The organism is Effusibacillus sp. SKA8 (assembly GCF_058273125.1).
In genome coordinates this window covers 49,483-69,404 of record NZ_JBZCSF010000003.1, presented here as the reverse complement: position 1 = coordinate 69,404, position 19,922 = coordinate 49,483, and the positions used below count along the sequence as shown (strand labels likewise).

The window sequence follows — 19,922 nt, the reverse complement described above, 5'->3', positions numbered from 1 at the left end:
CGGCCATGCCCGGCTGGAGAATCGGATTCATAGGAGAGAGGGATTCGGTATTGGCTTTGTTCGACAAATCGGCTCAAACCTACGACGAATGGTGCAGCACTCCCCTTGGTTCTTTTGTTGATGCATTGGAAAAACGGATTGTCGCGGAGGTCGCCCGCCCGAATCCGGGTGAATCCGCAATTGATCTGGGTTGTGGCACAGGGAGCTACTCTCTCTGGCTGGCCCAACAGAAACTATCGGTTACAGGGATAGACATTTCATCAGGAATGTTGAAAAAAGCCAGGGAAAAAGCTTTCCGGCAACCGATTGACGTCAGTTTTGTCGAGGGAGATCTTCATCATTTGCCTTTTGCTGATAGGCAATTTGATCTGGCAATATGCAATGTGGTGCTCGAATTTGTAGAGAATCCCAGCCTTGTCATATCCGAGGGGCTGCGGGTATTAAAAAGGGGCGGGCGGCTTGTGGCAGGCATGATCGGAAAACAGAGTGAATGGGCCAGAAACTATGAAAAACGGGGGAGAGAAAATACCGAAAGCGTATTCGCCAAGGCACGTTTTTTCTCTTTACAGGACATCTGCAGCCTTCACGGGATCAAACCCGCCGAAATCCGATTCGGGTTGTATGTAGCCCCGTTGGAATTTGTCGACCCGGAACAGGCCGCTCGGCTGGAGGAGCAAAGATCCAAGAGCCAACAAGAGGAAGGAGCGGGGTATCTTGTAGCCCGGTGGGATAAAAAATAAGAGCCGATTCAATCATGTTTTCTGGCCAGTTTGTGTCAAACGATGTTCAAAACTGGTACGATAAAGGAAAACGATCTTTGTCGAAAGCGGGAAACCGCCAAAAAACGGGGGGGGGGGATACACATGCAATTCCTTAATGTTGCAGGATTTACGGACAAGGCCCATGGCTATATGGAGGCGGAAGCCTTTGGTGCTGCGGCGCATTATTATTTTAGGGCAATCATGGAAAATGAAAAGAATGTGGAGGCATGGACCGGACTTTCGCTAGCCACTACCATGATGTGCTCTTATTATGATACTCAAACGGTCCTGGCGCGATATGCTTTGAAAGGGCTGCCCTATACGGATGAACTGGTTCCCCAAGCGATAATCGTTTTCAGAGAAAACCCGAGAGCTCTCGCCGAATGGCTCCGGTTGACCGTGAAATCCAAGGGGATACCGGATAAAATCCGCCAATCGCTATCCAAGATGGCGACCAATATGGAACAGATTTTCCGTGAAATGGTTGATGAATTCGGCCTTGAAACCTTGGAAGAAGACGGAATGTTTCCGTTGGAGGAAATTGCGGAAGGAGAACTTGAACTTGATCGGCTGTTGGATGAAACGACAGAGGAAATCCTGGACGAGCTTCAAGAGTGGATCGAGACTCCCGAAACATCCATAGCGGGGATCCGGATGATCAGTTTGTTCCCTCACCCCCGCAGTGAAAAATTGTTGCGCCGTTTGTGCAGAAATGAAAACGTGGACCCCAAGGCGAAGACATTCGCGCTTCTTGCTTTGCGCTGGTTGGGAGTTAATGGGAATGTGAGAGTCAACAAACTCGGACAAGCTTATGTCGTGAATCTGGACGAGCCTTCTCCCGTATTGGAGCCGAACCTTCCTGCCGATTATTTAAGGATACTCGATTGGGTGGAGCTTTGGCTGGCCAAGGAAGAACACATTCTTGAGCCATACCAGTTTGATGAGATTATCCTGAACAATCTGGAGCTGTCGGAAGAAATTGCCGAGCGGATTGACAATGCGGATCTGCCAATCTGGCTGCTTGAAGTCGCAGAAACATTGCTGCGCGGAGTATACTTCCATTATTACCCTAACCTTCCGGAATACCCTGATATGAAAGAGTGGGGGACTGCAATACTCGATTTGTTGAGAGAGTATGAGGAAGCAACTGACCGGGGATGGAAATACTCGCTTCCCGAACTCGGTGAACGGGAAACAGGTCGAAAGCAAATGATTTTGGCGGCGAATCCATCGTATTATGATTTGTTGAAAGAAAACGGGACCGGACCATGAAGAAAGAGTCTTACGCACGGTTTGCCGTTCCGGAATACTGGATCGTCGACCTTGCCCATCTTACCATTGGGCAGTATCTATTGGTTCGTCCGAGCGAACCTTACGAACTGGCAAATGTATTCGGAGCGGAGGATTCGGTGCACTCGGAACGGATTTCCTGTGTTTCGTTCATAGTCAAAGAGGGGCTCAAGATTGTTTGAAGAATGAAGGGCGGATACAAGCCGCAGAGTAGAAGAATTTCTTCTGTTTCTGCGGCTTTTGTGCGTCCTTTTTCTCCAAGACAGGCACAGCGGCCCACATTCCCACATATAGTGAACCACAGACGAAGTACAGATGGACCAGTACATACCTGTGGGAGGTGACCGACATCAGATGCCTGGAATTCTGGCAACAGTTGCGTGGTTAATCAGGGAAGTCGCGCTGTTTGTTTCGTATATTAAAAATAACGCTTTTCCGCAGCCTTTGTCCGAACAGGACGAAGAAAAGTACCTGAAGCTGATGGCCGCCGGCGATGAAAACGCCCGCAACGTCTTAATTGAACACAACCTTCGTCTGGTTGCGCACATTGTCAAAAAGTTCGAGAATACGGGAGAAGACAACGAAGACCTGATTTCGATCGGGACGATCGGCTTGATCAAGGCGATTGAAAGTTTTCAGCCGAACAAGGGAACCAAACTGGCGACGTATGCGGCCAGGTGTATAGAAAATGAAATTCTCATGCATTTGCGTTCTTTGAAGAAAACGCGGAAAGACGTTTCGCTGCACGACCCGATTGGCACGGACAAGGAGGGCAACGAGATTACGCTGATCGACGTCCTGGGAACCGATTCGGATGAAGTGCTGGACAAAGTGCAACTGAAATTGGAGAAAGCGAAAATTTATTCCCGCCTGTCCCATCTGGACGAGCGGGAACAAGAAGTCATCCGGAGCCGTTTCGGGCTGCCGGACGGGGAAGAGAAGACACAGCGCGAGATCGCGGAGGAATTGGGAATCTCCCGATCCTATGTGTCGCGGATTGAGAAAAGGGCGTTGACGAAGCTTTTGCATGAGTTCCGACCAAAGAACCGGGAATAAGAACAGACAAGGTTTAAAAGTGATTTCATCTGGCGCCGCAGCTAACCGCTGGGCGCTCTTTTGTGTGCGCCCGGCATGGGCGTTGTCTATAGGGTGAGAGTCCCGAATGGCGAAGGTAGCAGTAGCCATAGCTTAAAGCAAGGGTATCCGCCGCGAGGCGGAAGCTGATGTTGCCGGAGGCAAACCTCCGGCCTGAGGAACACGAACTTCATATGAGGCTAGCGATTGTTGGATGAGTCTGCACAACAAGACAAAGTCCTTGCTACCAAAGACAATCGAGAGTAAATGAAGCAGGTAGATGGAGGGAAAGACAACGCCCTTACCCGGGGAGACCTGCCGGCGCGCCGATTCAATTGGTAACCCGTACCGTGAGGTACGGCTGAACCGGCAGGAGTCAGCAGAGGCCATAGTACCTGCGAGGAGACGACCAAACAGGGAAGGGCCGAACATGATTGTGAGGGTTGGTCATGGCAAGTTCGAGAGAAGAGCAAAGAAAGTAGAAAATCCCGAAGGGGAGCTATCTTCAGGAGGAAGCAGTGAATCTGCAGGGGACGGAAGAAGCGCCGAGTTCTTCACCGGCACGACCCAAGGAACCAACCCGCGAAGTGTGCCTGGATCACCTGATGGAGCAAGTGGTAAACCGTGAGAATATGCTCCGTATACCGAACGGTACGTACGGTGGTGTGAGAGGACGGGGGTTAGCCGCCCCCTCCTACTCGATTTTACGGTGCTTAGGCACTTGACATGCTTAGGCACTTGACCGGTAACAGTCTGACAAGCATTTGAATATTGTATGGTAAAGGAAGTGATCGCAAATGCCAAAGATTTTCATCGATCCCGGCCACGGGGGAGCAGACAGCGGTGCCGTGGGAAACGGCCTCCGCGAAAAAGACCTGACTTTGGACATCGCGCTCCGTATCGCGAATCGTCTCCGTGAGCACGGTTTTTCGGTCCTGCTGACACGGACCGACGACCGCTATGTTGGCCTCAGCGAGCGTGCGAGCATGGCCAACGCCGCAGGAGCGGACTATTTTCTGTCGATCCACATCAACGCCGGGGGAGGAACCGGGTTCGAGTCTTTCGTTCAACCTGGTTATGACAGGGGTGAAACCGGACGAATCCGCGGAATGATCCATCAGCGTGTGGCGGAGTTCTTCGCTGCCAACGGGCTGCCGGACAGGGGCCGCAAGCAAGCCGATCTAGCAGTCTGCAGAGAGTCGGCGATGCCTGCCGCGCTCCTGGAGTACGGTTTCATCGACTCGACCGACGCACAGAAACTCGCCGACACGAATTTTCGACAGGGCGCTGCAGAGGCGACCGTTCGCGGGTTGTGTGAGGCGTTCGGCGTCGCGTATATCTCACCAGCCGGACCCGCTCCGAAAACGGATTGGGAGGATCACGAATTCCGGGAGGAGATCCGGCGCGTCATGGACGCCGGTATCATGCGCGGATATGACGACCGGCATTTTGGACCGGACGACCCGCTGACCCGCGGGCAGGCGGCTGCAATCATTTGCCGACTGATCGACAGGGCAGCAGAAAATATCCGGGAGGTAAAGTGATCATGAAGGAACTGCTTACCCCCTACATTTCGGAAGGGCTGACGATCTTGGTGCAGATCGCGGCCCTTGCTGTTTTTTATGGACTTGCAATCCTGAAGCGGAAAGTCGAAGCCTATATCGCCACCCACACGGATGCAAAACAGGCGGAACTCCTGCACCTGCTGGCCAGGGAAGCCTACGCCTTCGCTGAAACTGCATACCGGGATCTGGCTGGCCATGAAAAACTGAGCCATGCCCTGAATTATCTGGAACAACAGGCGAAAGCAAAAGGAATCCCATTCGACGCGGATGCCGCAAAAACGGCGATCGAGAAAGCGTGGCTTGAAACAGAGGGAATCCGAAAGCGGTTTGGCGGATAAACCTTGCACCCCGGCCAGAAGGCCGGGGTTTTTTGTTTGTCCACAATCTATTCACAGGTTGTCAACAACTTATCCACAAAACAAAAACCCGGCATTCCGGGTTATTTTTGCATCGTCTCGATGATCTTCTGCACCTTCTCTTTGATTTCGGGGCGTCTCTCCGTATACTCAAAGAATGCTTCCTCGATCAATTCCGCCTGCGTTTTCTCCGCTACAAAAGCCCATGTCCGGAGGAGTTCCAGGAATTCATCCGAAAATCGAAAGGACGTTGGCTTTGCCAAGTCTGTCACCTCCTGATGGCCCGACCAAGAGCAATCAGGGAAATCGCTAAAGCAACTATACTAATGACCAGCGTGAGAGTTTCCATAGCTGCCGCCTCCTCAATTTGACATTAGGCGAATAGAGAGGGTATGATACACATAAGATGGAGTGTAGGGGAGGGCCTTCGCCCTCGCGCCTACAGTGAGGTGAGACTCTGGCCGTGGCACCGGCTCAGGGTCTCTTGCTTTTCCGGAAGTTGATCAACTTTCGCAGCGTGAGTTTGTGTGGCAGGAAGGTTTTTATTGACAAGAGAGATAGAAAGTAAGATATTAGTAGTAAAGGAAGGTATTTGTTCATTTGGAAAATATATTATATTATGCTTGGAGGAACAGGCGCATGAGATATCAAGATTGGGAAAACGGTCGTCTGGAACTAGGTCATATTGTTTTTCTTGGCCGGACATGGGATGAATATTTGTTGATGTTTGACTTGTCAAAAGAGGAACTGATTGGGGCTCGGATACTGGACTGTCCGGGAGGAGCGAGTTCATTCACTTCCACTGCCAACAGATATGGAATTCATGCGATTGCGATTGACACGGCTTATTCTTATAAGCCGGATGAACTCAAGATAAAAGGATTACAGGATATCGAGTATGTAATTTCCAAATTGGAACAGTTGGAAGGAAGGTACAATTGGAAGTATTTTAAATCCATGGATGAACTGAAATCTGCAAGGGTTGCAGCCTTAAACCGGTTTATCGAGGATTTCGAAAACATGGAGGGAGAAAGGTATTTTCCGGCAAAATTGCCAGTATTACCTTTTCAAGACAAGTTTTTTGACATCACCCTTTCTGCTCATCTATTGTTTATGTATGCCGACAAATTGGATTTCAATTTTCATGTTCGGAGTATTCGGGAAATGATTCGAGTAACGAAGGACCAGGTTCGCATTTTTCCGATAACTGATATGAACGGCAATGAGTATCAGCATTTGGGAGAGATTATTGACTGGCTCCGAGCAAAAGGGTTGCGTGCGGAAAAAGTCAAGGTTCAGTATGAATTTCACAGAAATGCTCATACGATGTTAAAAATCTTTTGCAGATAATGTGTTGAGAAGGTGAGTTTGTGGATGCGGTCAACGGAATTAAGCAGATATATATACAGATGCTCAATATCTTGTTTCCATTGATGATTTATTACTTGTTTTGGGGGCATAAGATCCTGATCGAGAGCAAAAAAAGCGTTAAGTTAATCTTTGGGGGGATTGCCGGAATTTCAATTGTCCTGTGTATGGTTTTCTCATTTCCGATTTCCGAGGGATACTTTATCGATTTAAGAACCGTCCCATTATTGATCGGGTTTTTGTATGGAGGTTATGGTGCGGGGATTCTTGCTGCATTGGCTTTGTTTACTTTTCGCTACTATTTAGGGGGGGAAGGACTCCTTGTCCCGGTAATTGTCTGTGCCATCGTGATTCCCTTAACAGTTGCATTGGTCCCGAAATACAGTAATTATAGCCCAAAATATAAAATCATAATCGCAACGGCCTTAACGCTGTTGACGACCGTTTTGATTGCAGGTGTGACGTTTTTTGTGCTTTTGTGGTCCAATGCACCGGTTAACCGCGATTTTTTCGTATTTATCGGCGGATTCAGTGTCCTCCAAACAGGCACGATGTTTATAACCGCTTCTTTTATGGAGGCAATACAAGAAAAAGTTCTCTTGCAGCACCGGTTGCGGCAAGCGGAGAAGCTAAATGCATTAAGTGAAATGGCTGCATCCGTAGCGCATGAGATTCGAAACCCTTTGACGGTGGTCAGAGGATTCTTGCAACTGTTGAATGAAAACGATCAATTGCCCAAGAATACAAAACATTATATGGCACTGATGATTGAAGAATTGGACAGGGCGCAATCCATTATTTCCGGTTTTTTGTCTTTTGCAAAACCGCAGATGGAAAAGACGGAAAAAATATCTGTTTTGGAGCTTATAGAACGCGTGATCCATATGATATCCCCTTATGCAAATTTGCACGGTGTAGAGATTCACGTCGGCGGTGCCGGTTCACCGTGTATTGAAACCGAGCCTGAAAAATTTAGCCAGGTGCTGATTAACATAATGAAAAATGGTATTGAGGCTATGCCCCACGGAGGTTCACTCAAAATTGAAGTAAAAGAAAAAGACGATTTTGTGGAAATTACAGTCATTGATACCGGAGTAGGGATGACAGAAGAGGATTTGGAAAGACTTGGAACTTTGTTTTACTCCACGAAGGCAAAAGGAACCGGCGTAGGGCTAACAGTCAGTTACAGGATTATCGAATCAATGAACGGTAAAATCGAGGTCAAAAGCAAAAAAGGAAGTGGTACACAATTTGCAATTCTGGTTCCAAAAGTAAAATCCTAACGGCCGTAAAACAGTGTTGCCGCCGTGAAACCGGAGGATAGTCCACCCGTTTAAAAAACAGGCTGTAACGGAAGGAGGGGACGTCGTGGGACATTTTGTCGGCATCATTGACCTGGGCTCCAACACCGCCCGTCTGGTTGTGTATTACCGGGACGATCAGGGAATTTTATACGAAAACGACAATATCAAGCGGGTTCTGCGGTTAAGCAATTATTTGCGGGATGATCTCACGATCGACGAAACGGGATTCCAGGCGACACTGGACTGCATGCGTCAATTCAAGGAATTGTGCGACGTCCGGCAGGTGACCGAGATTATCGGCGTTGCAACCGCCGCCGTTCGCCAAGCGAGCAACGGTTTCGAATTGCTGCAGGCGATCAGGCGGGAAACGGGGGTTGAGCTGCGGCTGTTGTCCGGAGAAGAGGAGGCCCGTTACGGATATTTGGCGGTTGTGAACAGCATGAATGTGGAAAACGCGATTACCGTGGACATTGGTGGCGGGAGCACCGAAATCACCTGGATCGAAGAACGGGAACTAAAAGCGAGTGTCAGCTTCCCGTTTGGCATTGTAACGCTGACGCGACAATTTTTTCACGACGAAATTCCGGCGCTGGAAGAATTGGAGCAATTGCGGCAGTTTCTCAGGCGGCAGTTGGCGACGCAGCCTTGGCTGGCCCAACAGGGGCTGCCGTTGGTCGCCATGGGGGGGACCGCAAGAAATCTCGCGAAAATCCACCAGCGGCAGCGCGATTATTCGATGGCGAGTTTGCACCATTATGTCATGAAAAAATCGGACGTTGGGGAGATCTTGAAGTCGATTGCGCAAATGCCGCTGGAAGCGCGCAAAAACATAAACGGCCTGTCCAAAGACAGAGCGGATGTCATCATCGCCGGCATCACGGTATTGCATACCTTGTTGGATTGGATCAAAAGCGACCAGTTGATCACGAGCAGCAAGGGGCTTAGGGATGGGGTGCTTTATGAAAAAAACTGCGCTTGCAGGAGCATTCCCGGTAGCGGTGAGGTCTTGCGGGTCAGCACCGAGCAATTTATGAACCGTTACCAGGTGAACAAAGCCCATGCGATGCATGTCCGGAATCTGGCGGTCACGTTGTTTGACGAATTGAACCGCCTGCAAGTGCTGGAGATGGGAACCGCCGAAAGGAAACTCCTGGAAACCGCAGCTTTGCTGCACGACGTCGGCCGGTCGATCAACGTGTACGAGACGTCTCAGCACACTTTCTATCTTTTATCCAATGTATTGCTGTTGGGATTGACGCACAAGGAGCGGCTGCTGATCGCCATGATGGCCGCTTACAAAAACAACAGGCAACTGCAAAGGCAGATCCGGCAGCACAACGACATTGTCGGGAAATCGGACAAGCCGCTGATCGAAAAATTGGGCCATCTCATTCTGCTCGCACGCGTCCTGGACCGTTCCATGACCCAACGGATCCGGGCGGTCCGACTGCACGAGAAAAAGAAAAACATCGTGCTGGAATGCCTGGGAACGCAAGAAAATCTTATGGAGTACATCTTTTTGGAAGATATTCTCGGGAAAGTGTCAAAGGTTTTCCAAAGACCCTTCTCTTATGTGGCACAAACGTCCGGGTGATCCGCACGCGTGATCCGCACGATCGGTTTGCATCTTAACAAATATTTAAAAACAACCTGCTATAATGTTAATATTTAGAGCTTGTTTTGTGCAAAACGTCAAAAAAGGTTGGTCACCGATGAACAAGTTTGATCTGCCGGATTATTACATCAATCGGGAATTGAGCTGGATTTCTTTTAACGAACGGGTGCTGGAGGAAGCGATGGACCCCGCCAACCCTTTGTTTGAACGGTTGAAGTTCCTCGCCATCACCAGTTCGAATTTTGACGAATTCTTTATGGTGCGGGTCGCGGGGTTAAAAGACCAAGTGAAAGCTGGTTTTGCAAAGCCCGACAGCAAATCGGGCATGACTCCGAAAGAGCAGCTTGCCGCGATCGCGGAACGTACCCATTTCATACTTCCCAAGCTGTTTTTTACTCTGCAAAACCAGATTCTGCCCGAACTTGCCAAAGAGGGCATTCGTTTTCTGCAAACCGGTGAGTTAAACGACGAGCAGCGGCGGTTTGTCGAAGATTATTTCCATAACCGTATCTATCCCGTTTTAACGCCGATGGCTGTCGATGCCAGCCATCCGTTTCCGATGCTTATGAACAAGAGCTTGAATTTGGCGGTGCTTCTGGAAAGCGAAACGGAAAAAGAGGACGAACCGTTGTTCGCCGTCGTGCAGGTCCCTTCCGTTTTTTCGCGCTTTCACCGCCTCCCTTCGCCGGAAGGCGAAGCGCATTTTATCCTGCTGGAAGAAATCATCCGTAAGCATATCGGCAGCCTGTTCCAGGGCTACAAAATTCTTGAAGCGAGCCCGTTCCGGATTACGCGAAACGCCGATTTGACCATCGACGAGGACGAAACCGAGGATTTGCTGGAAGCGATCGAACAGGAACTGAAAAAGCGAAAAATGGGAGCGGCAGTTCGCCTCGGCATCGACATCACGATGAGCGAATTCCTGAAAGAAACCCTCAAAGACTGGTTGGAATTGGAAGAGTGGGACATCTACCGGATCGAGGGACCGCTTGATCTCAGCTTCTTTTTCAGTTTTTACAACATTCCCGGCTACGAGCATTTGAAATTTGAACCGCACAAACCGCAGATGCCGCGGGAGTTTCTTGACAATGACGATCTTTTTGCCGCAATTGCCCAGAAGGACATTCTGCTGCATCATCCCTACGAATCCTTCGACCCGGTGGTGCATTTTGTCGAGCGGGCAGCGGTGGACCCGCAGGTTCTGGCGATCAAGCAGACGCTCTATCGCGTCGGCGGGGACTCCCCGATTGTTCATGCCCTGGCGAGGGCGGCGGAAAACGGCAAGCAGGTAACCGTCTTGGTGGAACTGAAGGCCCGGTTTGACGAGGAAAACAATATCGTATGGGCAAAAAAACTCGAAAAAGCCGGCTGCCACGTGATTTACGGCCTGGTCGGCCTGAAAACCCACAGCAAAATCACGCTGGTGGTGCGGGCGGAAGAAAAGGGCATCCGCCGTTATCTGCATCTTGGCACCGGCAACTACAACGAATCGACGGCTCGTGTCTACACCGATCTGGGCATGTTTACCGCAAGAGAAGAGTTCGGGATCGACGCAACCGCTTTTTTCAACCATTTGTCCGGTTATTCCGCGGTCCCAGCCTGGAATGTGTTTGTCACGGCGCCTGTCGGGCTGCGGGAAAAGTTCCTGCGGCTGATCGACAACGAAATCTCCTGCTGCGCGGCAGGCAAGCCCGGCCGGATTGTCGCGAAAATGAACTCGCTGACCGACCAGCAGATCATCCAAGCTCTTTACAAGGCATCCTGCGCCGGCGTCCAGATCGATCTGATCGTTCGCGGCATCTGTTGCCTGCGCCCGGGGATCCCCGGCGTCAGTGAGAACATTCGCGTGCGAAGCATTGTCGGCCGCTTTTTGGAGCACAGCCGAATCTATTATTTCGGGAACGGCGGGGAGGAACAGATTTTTTTGTCGAGCGCCGACTGGATGACCCGCAACATGGTCGCGCGGGTGGAACTGCTCTTCCCGGTGGTGCAGGACGATTTGAAGGACAGGCTGAAAGAGATTTTGGACATCATGCTGAAAGACAATGTGAAAGCCTGGGTTCTCCTGCCCGACGGTACCTACGAAAGAGTCCAGGGGCTCAACGGGCCGCCGCTGGAAAGCCAGATGTATTTTGTCGAAGAGGCTTATCGAAGGGCTGCGGCGGACAGCGGGGGACCGCGCCCGAACCGTCTGCAGCCGATCTTGCACGCGCCGGAATGATATGGCCGATTGTTTCAGGCTTTCGGCAGCCGGATGCTCCAGCGCCCCGGCTGGGCGGCAATTTGCCGGTCCGCCCAGCGGACAGGGGCGGGCAGAGGGACGGTTCGTTCAAAATGTTCGTAGTAGGACTTCCATACGGCGCCATGGTCCCCGTTTGTTTTCGCTTCGAGTTGCACCGTCCGGCGCAGGTGCAGCCGTCCCTGCACCAAATGCGCTTCGATGTCGCCGGGCCGTTCGATTCCGTCAAGCAGCACCGTAATCTGGTAGGCGTCCTTCGTTTCGTCGACTCGGATCCGGTTGTTCATCTGCTCGAACAAATTTTGCCAGTGGGCGGCGGCATCCAACCACTTTTCGAGATCGGCGAACATGCGTCCCAATACCTGACGCGGATCGCTCAAATCCGGCAGGTTTGCGTTTGCAGGCTCCCATTTTTGGGGGAGATTCCTCCGGTTCATGTCCGACACCCCTCCTACAGTTTTTTAGTCCCCTTTCGGTATCATGTTATGAACATCCCGAAACCAGGGTATGGGCCGATGCGGGGATTATGCGGATATCCATCCGATGGGTTCTTGTGGTACGATAGCAGTGCTCGGCATAAACCGCTCAGTCATGCAAACGATAAAAAAAGCGACGATGTTCGGGGTGACTTTATGCTTAAAAAATTAATCCCGTCGCTCTGTGTGCAGTCGATCTACCATATTGATCTGGATGCGCTGGAAATGCGGGGGATCAAAGGGATTATCACCGATTTGGACAATACGCTGGTCGCCTGGGACTCCCCGTACGCGACGCCGAAGCTGATTGCTTGGCTCAATGACGTCAAGGAGCGCGGATTTCAGGTGTGTATCGTCTCGAACAATAATAAAACAAGGGTGGAGGAATTTGCCCGCCCGTTGCATCTTCCGGCGATATACGGCGCGAAAAAACCGGCCGGACGCGCGTTTCGGCACGCCATGGCGATCATGGGCACAAAACCGCAGGAGACGGCGGTCGTGGGGGACCAGATTTTCACCGATGTGCTTGGCGGCAACCGGATGGGGCTGTATTCGATTTTGGTGCTGCCGATCGCGACCAAGGAATGGGCGGGAACCAAGATTCTTCGCGTGATGGAACGATTGGTGTTGAGGGGTCTGCGCAAACGCGGGATGATCCCCTGGGAGGAGTGATGGCGGCGATGGAAACGGTACAAGTCTGTACGGGGTGCGGAGTCCCTTTGCAAACGGAACACCCGGAACGCCCGGGCTTTACGCCTTCTTCCGCGTTGGAGAAGGAACATCCGGTTTGCAGACGCTGTTTTCGCATCAAACATTATAACGAGGTGGCGCCCGTCGCCATCCGGGAGGATGAATTCGTCCGTATCGTCAGCGACATTGGCCGGAAAAGAGCGCTCGTGGTAAAAGTCGTCGACCTGTTCGATTTTTCCGGTTCCTGGATCGACAGCCTCAGGCGGTACATAGGCAACAATCCGGTTTTGCTGGTCGCCAACAAAGCAGACGTTCTTCCGAAGCAGACCAATTTCGACAAAGTCGAGCAGTGGCTGCAAAAAGAAGTCGGGAAAAAAGGGATTCTGCCCGAAGGAATTGCGCTGGTGTCGGCAAGCAAAGGACACCGCGTCGAACAGGTCAAAACATTCATCGAAAGGTATGCCAACGATCGGGACATTTATGTTGTCGGCACCGCAAACGTAGGGAAATCGACTTTAATCAACCGCTTGATCCGTCTGTTCGGGGAGACGGGGGATGTCGAACTTACCACATCCCGCTATCCGGGGACGACGCTCTCGACCGTCCGATTGGCGATTCCCAATTACAAACACATGATCATCGACACGCCGGGGATCATGACGACACACCGCCTGACCAATTTGGTGTGTCCGAAGTGTCTCAAACGGATCGTTCCGGACCGTCCGATCGATCCCAAGATTTATCAGTTAAACAGCCGGCAGACATTGTTTGCGGGCGGGCTTGTGCGGTTTGACTTCATCAGCGGCGACCGGCAGCCGTTCGTCTGTTATTTCGCGAATCAACTGGAGATTCACCGCACCAAGCTGGAGAATGCCGACGCTTTGTATGACAAGCATGTCGGAGGACTGCTGGTTCCGCCATGCGCCGCTTGCGGCGGCCATCTCCGGGATTGGGTCACCCACAAGCTCAAATTCAAGCAGGGGCCAAACACGGATCTCGTGATTGCTGGTCTCGGCTGGATCTCCGTGCGCGGCAACGCGTGCGATGTGCAGATCAGGGTTCCCAGAGGCGTGGATGTCTCCGTCCGCAGGGCGATCATTTGATCTGGCAGGGCTTTAGCCGGGTGGGGCGTCAGGGCAATTGTAAAGGTTTTGTGAAGCGAAACGAAAAGCGTCATAGCCTCCCGGAAATCAGCATACGGTAAAATACATGATTTTCCGTCGCAGGGGAGGTTCAAAATGACGCCTCAGGTACAGGAGGGCAAGCGTTTGGTTGAACGCCGCATGGATACCGGTCCGCCGGCGCAACCGGTGCGGATGGACGAATTGATCGACCGTTTGCAGCGGGAAGTTTCGTTGGCGCGGCGGGAAGATCCGACGCTTGCTGACTATTATCTTCACGATGTCAAATTGTCTTTTCAGAATCAATCCATCGTTTTGCAGATCGATTTTCGCAAATGACAGAATCCTGGCAAGCAACACCCCTGTTCGGGCACGCGTTGGTGCATCGGGGGTGTTTTTCTGTTGCAGCAAATTCTGGTATAGTAAGGGAAGTGTTGCAGCAAAGGACATGCGGGAGGGAGAAGATGGAAGCTTTCGGACAATTGATTCTCACCGGGCTGTTCGGCCGCCCCGTTTCTCATTCCCGGTCCCCGCAAATGCACAACGCGGCTTTTCGCGACAAAGGCCTGCCGTATGTATACATCGCGTTCGATGTCGCGCCGGATCGGCTGGCTGCCGCGGCGGAAAGCGTTCGGGCGCTGGGAATTCGCGGCGTGAACGTTACGATTCCTCATAAAGTCGAAGTGATGAAGCATTTGGACCGGATTACGCCGGAAGCCGAGATGATCGGCGCCGTCAATACGATTGTGAATCAAAACGGTGAACTGATCGGATACAACACGGACGGAAGCGGATATGTGCGCTCCCTGACGGAGGAAACCCGTTTGTCGCTGCCGGAGGCGAGGGTTCTGGTTCTCGGGGCGGGCGGGGCTTCGCGGGCGGTCGTGACCGCAATGGCCCTGCAAGGCGCCAAGGAAATCTACATCGCCAACAGGACGCCGGAAAAAGGGGACGAGCTTGTGAAACGCATTTCGTCGTTGTGCCCCGCCCATTCGGTGTCGTTTGCCGATCTCCCGGCATTGTTGCGCGAAGTTCGGCTGGTTGTAAACACCACGTCTGTCGGCATGCACCCGGGCGTCGATGAGATCCCGATCGATCCTTCCCTGCTGCACGAGGGCCTGGTCGTCTCCGATCTGATCTACAACCCGCGGGAAACGCGGCTTTTGCGGGAAGCCCGGCTGCGGGGGGCGTTGACCCACGGCGGTCTTGGCATGTTCGTGTATCAGGGGGCGGAAGCGTTCACATTGTGGACAGGCGTTGAGGCGCCGGTGGACACGATGCGGAAAACAGTGGAAGCGCTACTGTAAAGGAAAAACAAACAAATTGAGCTTCCGCGGTAACCGGACAAGCGGGCAACCGGGAGTTGGAGAGGCGGTGACGGAATGAAAACCGGGTTGTTCGGAGGCACATTCGACCCGATTCATATCGGGCATCTGGTGGCGGCCAAACTCGCAAAGGAAGCTCTCGGACTCGACCGGGTGATTTTCGTTCCTGCGGGCGTGCCGCCCCATAAAATCGGAAAAGCGATCACCCCGGCGGCCGGACGGCTGCGGATGGTTCAGCTGGCGGTCGGGCATGAACCCGGTTTTGCAGTCTCCGATTGGGAATTGCGGCGGGAAGGGCCCTCTTACACGGCGGCAACGGTGGAGGAGTTCGCGTGTCGCTTTCCGGAGGACGAGTTATACTTTATAATGGGAGCTGATATGTTGGCCGATTTTCCCAATTGGCATCGGGCACAGCGGATTCTGCAACTGGCGCGGGTGATCGGATTGACGCGGCCCGGCTTTGCCTTGGACGCCTGCAGAGCCGCCTTGGCCAAAGCGCTGCCCGGTTCCGGCGAACGGATCCATTATGTCGAGATGCCTGGGCTTGACATCTCGTCGACCTGGTTGCGCAACCGGCTGCAAAAAGGCCTGTCGGTCGATTATCTGGTGCCGGAACCGGTGATTCGGTTTATTGAGGAGAACAGAGTGTATGACGGAAGACATGATTCGTGAAAAAGTGAAAGCGGAACTCAGCCCCAAACGGTTTCGTCATGTCGAAGGGGTGGTGCAAACCGCCGACCGGCTTGCGAGAATCCACGGGGCCGCCCCGGAGCGGGCGAGACTGGGGGCATGGATTCACGATTTCTGTCGGGAATGGCCACAGGAAAAATTGGTACGGGCGGCGAAAGAATATGGTATAGAGGAAATCTATTTTGAGGTGACCGAGCTGCTGCACGGGCACATCTCGGCGGCGATGGCGCCGCAGGTGTTCGGCATCGCCGACGAAGATGTGCTGAATGCTTCACGCTACCATACTTCCGGGCGCCCAAACATGTCCTTGCTTGAAAAAGTCGTCTTTCTCGCCGATGCGATCGAGCCGGGACGCGATTACCCGGCGGTGCGGGAGTTGCGCAAGGTGGCAGAAGAGGACCTCGACATGGCGTTGGCTCTCTCGTTCGACAATACGATCGAATATCTGATCAAATGCCGGCAGCCGATCTTTCCTTTGACGGTTGTCGCCCGCAATGAGATCTGGCGGATTTTGAAGGACAGACCGGTACGTTGACTCTCTTTTGACATAAAATACTCAGTAAGGACCATTTCACATTTCCTGGGAGGCATGTGCATGGGGGATCAAACGGTGGAATTTGCAAAAATCGCGGCCGAGACGGCTGCGGACAAAAAGGCGAAAGACATCGTAATGCTCGATATACGGGGATTGACAGTGATCGCCGATTACTTCGTCTTGTGCAGCGGAAATTCCACTACTCAGGTGCAAGCCATCGCAAAAGCGGTGAAGGAAAAGATGAATGAAAAAGGATTGCCGGTGCGCGGTATGGAAGGCTATGACGAAGCCAAATGGGTTTTGATCGATTGCGGCGACTTGGTCGTGCACGTGTTCCGGACGGAGGAACGCGAGTTTTACAACCTCGACCGGGTGTGGAGCGACGCAAGGGAGTTAAGCATCGGTTGATGGAAAATCGTTTGGTTTACGGCGAATTCGCCGAATATTACGATGTTTTGATGCAGGACGCCCCTTATGACCGGTGGATGGATTTTTTCGAGGAGACCCTTCGGCGGCAAACGGGAGGAGCCGGTTATGGCCGGCGGCTGTTGAAAATTGCCGATCTTGGGTGTGGGACAGGCACCCTGTCGGTTCGCTTGCTCGAAAAAGGGTATCAGGTTTACGCGGTCGACTTGTCCGAAGAAATGTTGGCGCAGGCGCAGGCGAAACTCGACCGCCCAACCCCTTTTTTGCGCTTTTTGCAACAGGATTTGCGGCATTTGCGGCTGCCGGAACCGGTCGACATCGCCGTTTCCTTTTGCGACTCCCTAAATTATCTTTTGGAGGAGTCGGATCTGTTGCAGGCGTTCCGGGCGATCCGCAGCCAACTGAAGCCGGGAGGCTGTTTCCTGTTTGACCTGCACACCCCGTACAGGTTGCGGGAAGAATTGGGACAGCAAGTTTTTTACGACATCCGGGACGAGATCGCTTATATCTGGCAAAGCAAATTTGATCCTGAACGGTGTCAGGCCGAATATGATGTCACTTTTTTTGTGCAGTCTGAAAACGGCTTGTACCGCCGTTTTCAGGAAACCCACACGCAGCGGACGTACACGCGGGAAACGGTCGAGCGGTTGCTTTTTGAAGCGGGATTTCGCGAGGTGGAATGCGGGGCGGATTTCCGCTGGAAGGAACCGGGCGAGACCGCCAGCCGGTTTTTCTTTTGGGCGAAATGAGTTTCTCTTTGCCGGACGGAAGGGGGATTTTGTTTTGAGTTTGACCGTGATGGTGCAGGGAACGGCGAGCGATGTCGGAAAGAGTTTGCTCTGTACGGCGCTGTGTCGGATTTTTGCGAGAAGGGGATATCGTGTCGCCCCTTTTAAATCGCAGAACATGGCGTTAAATTCCTACGTCACATGCGACGGCAAGGAGATCGGACGGGCGCAAGGCGTACAAGCGGAAGCGGCGGGAGTGGCGGCCACCGTCGATATGAACCCGATTTTGTTGAAGCCGAAGGGGGATATGACCTCCCAGGTGGTGGTGAGAGGGGTGCCCGTGGGGGATATGTCGGCCGCCGAGTACCGGAACGAATACGTTCCCACCGCGTTGCGCATCGTTGAAGAATCGCTTGCCTGGCTGCGCGGCGAATACGATATGGTCGTCATCGAAGGAGCGGGCAGTCCGGCAGAAATTAACTTAAAGCACCGGGATATCGTCAATATGAAAGTGGCGGAACTGGCGGATGCGCCGGTCCTCCTTGTCGCCGATATCGACCGCGGCGGGGTGTTCGCCTCGATTGTCGGGACGCTGGAATTGCTGGAACCGCATGAGCGGGCGCGCGTCCGGGGCTTTCTTATCAACAAGTTCCGGGGAGACATCCGCTTGTTGGAGCCGGGGCTGCAATGGCTGGAAGAGCGTACGGGCATTCCGGTGCTGGGCGTGATTCCGTACCAACGCGACTTGTACATTGAAAGCGAGGACTCGGTGGTTCTCGACCAAATCGGTTCCCCCTCGGCTCGGAATGAAATTGATGTTGCGGTGATCCGGTTGCCGCACATCTCCAATTTTACCGATGTGGATCCGCTTCGCTTCGAACCGGATGTGTCCTGGCGTTTCGTATCGACTGCGGAACAATTGGGGGAACCGGATTTGATCATTCTGCCGGGCACCAAGAACACGATTGACGATCTGCTGTGGCTGCGAAAAAACGGGTTGGCGCGGCGGATCGCGTGCTTGGCGGGCAGCACCCGCATTCTTGGCATTTGCGGCGGATACCAAATGCTTGGAGTCAAGCTGTTCGATCCGGATCGGGTCGAATCGGACGTGTCCGAGACGGACGGCCTGGGCCTGCTCGATGTGACAACCCGGTTTCTTCCCGAAAAAACGACTGTGCAAGCGCGAGGGATTGTCCTGGATTTGCCGGGAGCCGCTGCCGCGCTGTCCGGGATCGGGGTTGAAGGCTACGAGATTCATATGGGGCAGTCAAGGCGGGGGAGCTGCCGTCCGTTTGCCCGACTTTCCGCTCAGGGCGGGGAAAAAGAAGACGGGGCCGTCAACGCCGACGGTACGGTGATCGGGACCTATCTGCACGGGATTCTGCATAATGATGTCTGGCGGCGGACATTCCTTGACGGTATCCGGATCGGCAAAGGACTCGCGCCGGTCGGAAAGACGGATTCCAGCCACCGACGACGGCAGGAAGCGTTTGACCGGTGGGCGGATCTTGTGGAAAAAGTTGTTGATGTGGACCGCCTTTTGTCGATCATGCAAACCGGAGCCGGCCGCGCCATGCGGGAAATTTCGCCACCGGCGAGCGGGATCAAAGGAGAGATTTTCAGATGAAAATTTACACCCGGACGGGAGATCAGGGAACCACCGGCGTCATCGGCGGACGTGTCCGCAAAGATTCGGCCCGCGTCGAGGCGTACGGCACGATCGACGAACTGAATTCGTTTGTCGGGCAGGCGATCACGTTAATGGACCCGGTGAAGCACAGGAAAATGATCGAGGACCTGACCGAAATACAGCATGAATTGTTTGACGCCGGCAGCGATCTCGCTTTGGTGAAAGCGCCGGAGGGGATGACGATCCCTTACAAGATCAACGCCGATCAGGTCACCCGGTTGGAGCAGTGGATCGACCGGTATGACGCGGAATGTCCGCCGCTCAAACGGTTTGTTCTGCCGGGAGGAAGCCCTGTATCGGCTGCGCTTCACGTGTGCCGGACGGTCGCCCGCCGCGCGGAGCGCCGGGTGGTGACGCTGGCGGAACAAGAGCCGGTCAATGCGGAAGTCCGCCGGTATTTGAACCGTTTGTCCGATTTCTTCTTTGCCATCGCACGCGCTGCCAACATGCGGGACGGCGTTGGCGATGTGGAATACAAACGGGGCGGCGAAGTGTTCCGGTAATGCGATGTTGCCGGTGTCCTCCACTCCCCTGCCGCATTTTGCGGGAGAGGAGTGGATTTTTTGTTGTATAAATCTTCCTCTCACCTTATATTTTGTATAGAATGTATAAAGAAGAATTATTGTTTTACATAATGGAAAAGTGTTTCATGCCGATTTGAACGGGAGG

The 19,922-nt window shown here is 52.9% G+C and carries 22 protein-coding genes; 20 read left to right on the top strand and 2 right to left on the bottom strand.

The genetic code is table 11. From position 1 onward, the window contains the following. Positions 1-50: 50 nt before the first annotated feature. The 6 genes from AC4ED1_RS04140 (at position 51) to AC4ED1_RS04115 (ending at position 5,028) form a co-directional block, all read left to right on the top strand. Positions 51-740, top strand: coding sequence for a class I SAM-dependent methyltransferase (locus tag AC4ED1_RS04140; RefSeq protein ID WP_490936155.1), 690 nt, complete (start codon positions 51-53; stop codon positions 738-740). 123 nt (positions 741-863) lie between these two features. Then, positions 864-2,033, top strand: coding sequence for a HEAT repeat domain-containing protein (locus tag AC4ED1_RS04135; protein ID WP_490936154.1), 1,170 nt, complete (start codon positions 864-866; stop codon positions 2,031-2,033). After that, on the top strand, positions 2,030-2,233 hold the full coding sequence (locus tag AC4ED1_RS04130) for a hypothetical protein (protein ID WP_490936153.1): 204 nt from the start codon (positions 2,030-2,032) through the stop codon (positions 2,231-2,233). The genes AC4ED1_RS04135 and AC4ED1_RS04130 overlap by 4 nt, the downstream gene beginning before the upstream one ends. Before the next feature lie 172 nt (positions 2,234-2,405). Further along, positions 2,406-3,107 carry an RNA polymerase sporulation sigma factor SigK gene (gene sigK / locus AC4ED1_RS04125; RefSeq protein ID WP_490936152.1) on the top strand — a complete coding sequence of 234 codons (702 nt, stop codon included), beginning with the start codon at positions 2,406-2,408 and terminating at the stop codon, positions 3,105-3,107. A gap of 815 nt (positions 3,108-3,922) precedes the next feature. Further along, a complete protein-coding gene (locus AC4ED1_RS04120) occupies positions 3,923-4,669 on the top strand; it encodes an N-acetylmuramoyl-L-alanine amidase (RefSeq protein WP_490936151.1) in 747 nt (248 codons plus the stop codon). 2 nt (positions 4,670-4,671) lie between these two features. After that, complete coding sequence (locus tag AC4ED1_RS04115; protein WP_490936150.1) at positions 4,672-5,028, top strand: phage holin; 357 nt, start codon at positions 4,672-4,674, stop codon at positions 5,026-5,028. 101 nt (positions 5,029-5,129) lie between these two features. Here AC4ED1_RS04115 and AC4ED1_RS04110 read toward each other — a convergent pair whose 3' ends face one another. Continuing rightward, positions 5,130-5,318: a hypothetical protein gene (locus AC4ED1_RS04110; RefSeq protein ID WP_490936149.1), complete on the bottom strand. Its 189-nt coding sequence runs from the start codon at positions 5,316-5,318 to the stop codon at positions 5,130-5,132. A gap of 367 nt (positions 5,319-5,685) precedes the next feature. On the opposite strand from AC4ED1_RS04110, the gene AC4ED1_RS04105 reads away from it, so the two are divergent. The 4 genes from AC4ED1_RS04105 to AC4ED1_RS04090 all read left to right on the top strand — a co-directional run bounded on the left by AC4ED1_RS04105 (position 5,686) and on the right by AC4ED1_RS04090 (position 11,554). Further along, a complete protein-coding gene (locus tag AC4ED1_RS04105) occupies positions 5,686-6,396 on the top strand; it encodes a class I SAM-dependent methyltransferase (RefSeq protein WP_490936148.1) in 711 nt (236 codons plus the stop codon). A gap of 20 nt (positions 6,397-6,416) precedes the next feature. After that, complete coding sequence (locus AC4ED1_RS04100) at positions 6,417-7,697, top strand: ATP-binding protein (protein ID WP_490936147.1); 1,281 nt, start codon at positions 6,417-6,419, stop codon at positions 7,695-7,697. 85 nt (positions 7,698-7,782) lie between these two features. Continuing rightward, complete coding sequence (gene ppx / locus AC4ED1_RS04095; protein WP_490936146.1) at positions 7,783-9,312, top strand: exopolyphosphatase; 1,530 nt, start codon at positions 7,783-7,785, stop codon at positions 9,310-9,312. 118 nt (positions 9,313-9,430) lie between these two features. Further along, complete coding sequence (locus AC4ED1_RS04090; RefSeq protein ID WP_490936145.1) at positions 9,431-11,554, top strand: RNA degradosome polyphosphate kinase; 2,124 nt, start codon at positions 9,431-9,433, stop codon at positions 11,552-11,554. A 14-nt stretch (positions 11,555-11,568) separates the two neighbouring features. Here AC4ED1_RS04090 and AC4ED1_RS04085 read toward each other — a convergent pair whose 3' ends face one another. Then, positions 11,569-12,009 carry an Hsp20/alpha crystallin family protein gene (locus AC4ED1_RS04085; RefSeq protein ID WP_490936144.1) on the bottom strand — a complete coding sequence of 147 codons (441 nt, stop codon included), beginning with the start codon at positions 12,007-12,009 and terminating at the stop codon, positions 11,569-11,571. 195 nt (positions 12,010-12,204) lie between these two features. Here AC4ED1_RS04085 and AC4ED1_RS04080 point away from each other — a divergent pair, with 195 nt between their 5' ends. From AC4ED1_RS04080 to AC4ED1_RS04035, 10 genes are all read left to right on the top strand, one after another. Then, positions 12,205-12,720: a YqeG family HAD IIIA-type phosphatase gene (locus tag AC4ED1_RS04080; RefSeq protein WP_490936143.1), complete on the top strand. Its 516-nt coding sequence runs from the start codon at positions 12,205-12,207 to the stop codon at positions 12,718-12,720. 8 nt (positions 12,721-12,728) lie between these two features. Continuing rightward, positions 12,729-13,841 (top strand): ribosome biogenesis GTPase YqeH, encoded by a 1,113-nt coding sequence (yqeH, locus tag AC4ED1_RS04075; protein WP_490936142.1) that lies wholly within the window; start codon positions 12,729-12,731, stop codon positions 13,839-13,841. Positions 13,842-13,976: 135 nt separating this feature from the next. Continuing rightward, on the top strand, positions 13,977-14,198 hold the full coding sequence (locus AC4ED1_RS04070; RefSeq protein WP_490936141.1) for a hypothetical protein: 222 nt from the start codon (positions 13,977-13,979) through the stop codon (positions 14,196-14,198). Positions 14,199-14,323: 125 nt separating this feature from the next. Further along, positions 14,324-15,166 (top strand): shikimate dehydrogenase, encoded by an 843-nt coding sequence (gene aroE / locus AC4ED1_RS04065; protein ID WP_490936140.1) that lies wholly within the window; start codon positions 14,324-14,326, stop codon positions 15,164-15,166. Positions 15,167-15,241: 75 nt separating this feature from the next. Further along, entirely contained in the window at positions 15,242-15,856 is a 615-nt protein-coding gene (gene nadD / locus AC4ED1_RS04060) for a nicotinate-nucleotide adenylyltransferase (RefSeq protein ID WP_490936139.1), read from the top strand. Next, the gene (yqeK, locus tag AC4ED1_RS04055) at positions 15,834-16,409 is read left to right on the top strand and encodes a bis(5'-nucleosyl)-tetraphosphatase (symmetrical) YqeK (RefSeq protein WP_490936138.1); all 576 of its coding nucleotides are present in this window, start codon (positions 15,834-15,836) and stop codon (positions 16,407-16,409) included. Before nadD ends, yqeK begins: the two co-directional genes overlap by 23 nt. Positions 16,410-16,469: 60 nt before the next feature. Continuing rightward, on the top strand, positions 16,470-16,817 hold the full coding sequence (gene rsfS, locus AC4ED1_RS04050; RefSeq protein WP_490936137.1) for a ribosome silencing factor: 348 nt from the start codon (positions 16,470-16,472) through the stop codon (positions 16,815-16,817). Next, entirely contained in the window at positions 16,817-17,584 is a 768-nt protein-coding gene (locus AC4ED1_RS04045) for a class I SAM-dependent DNA methyltransferase (RefSeq protein WP_490936136.1), read from the top strand. The genes rsfS and AC4ED1_RS04045 overlap by 1 nt, the downstream gene beginning before the upstream one ends. Before the next feature lie 34 nt (positions 17,585-17,618). Beyond that, on the top strand, positions 17,619-19,190 hold the full coding sequence (locus AC4ED1_RS04040; RefSeq protein WP_490936135.1) for a cobyric acid synthase: 1,572 nt from the start codon (positions 17,619-17,621) through the stop codon (positions 19,188-19,190). Then, positions 19,187-19,756: a cob(I)yrinic acid a,c-diamide adenosyltransferase gene (locus tag AC4ED1_RS04035; protein WP_490936134.1), complete on the top strand. Its 570-nt coding sequence runs from the start codon at positions 19,187-19,189 to the stop codon at positions 19,754-19,756. The genes AC4ED1_RS04040 and AC4ED1_RS04035 overlap by 4 nt, the downstream gene beginning before the upstream one ends. The last annotated feature ends 166 nt before the right edge of the window (positions 19,757-19,922 follow it).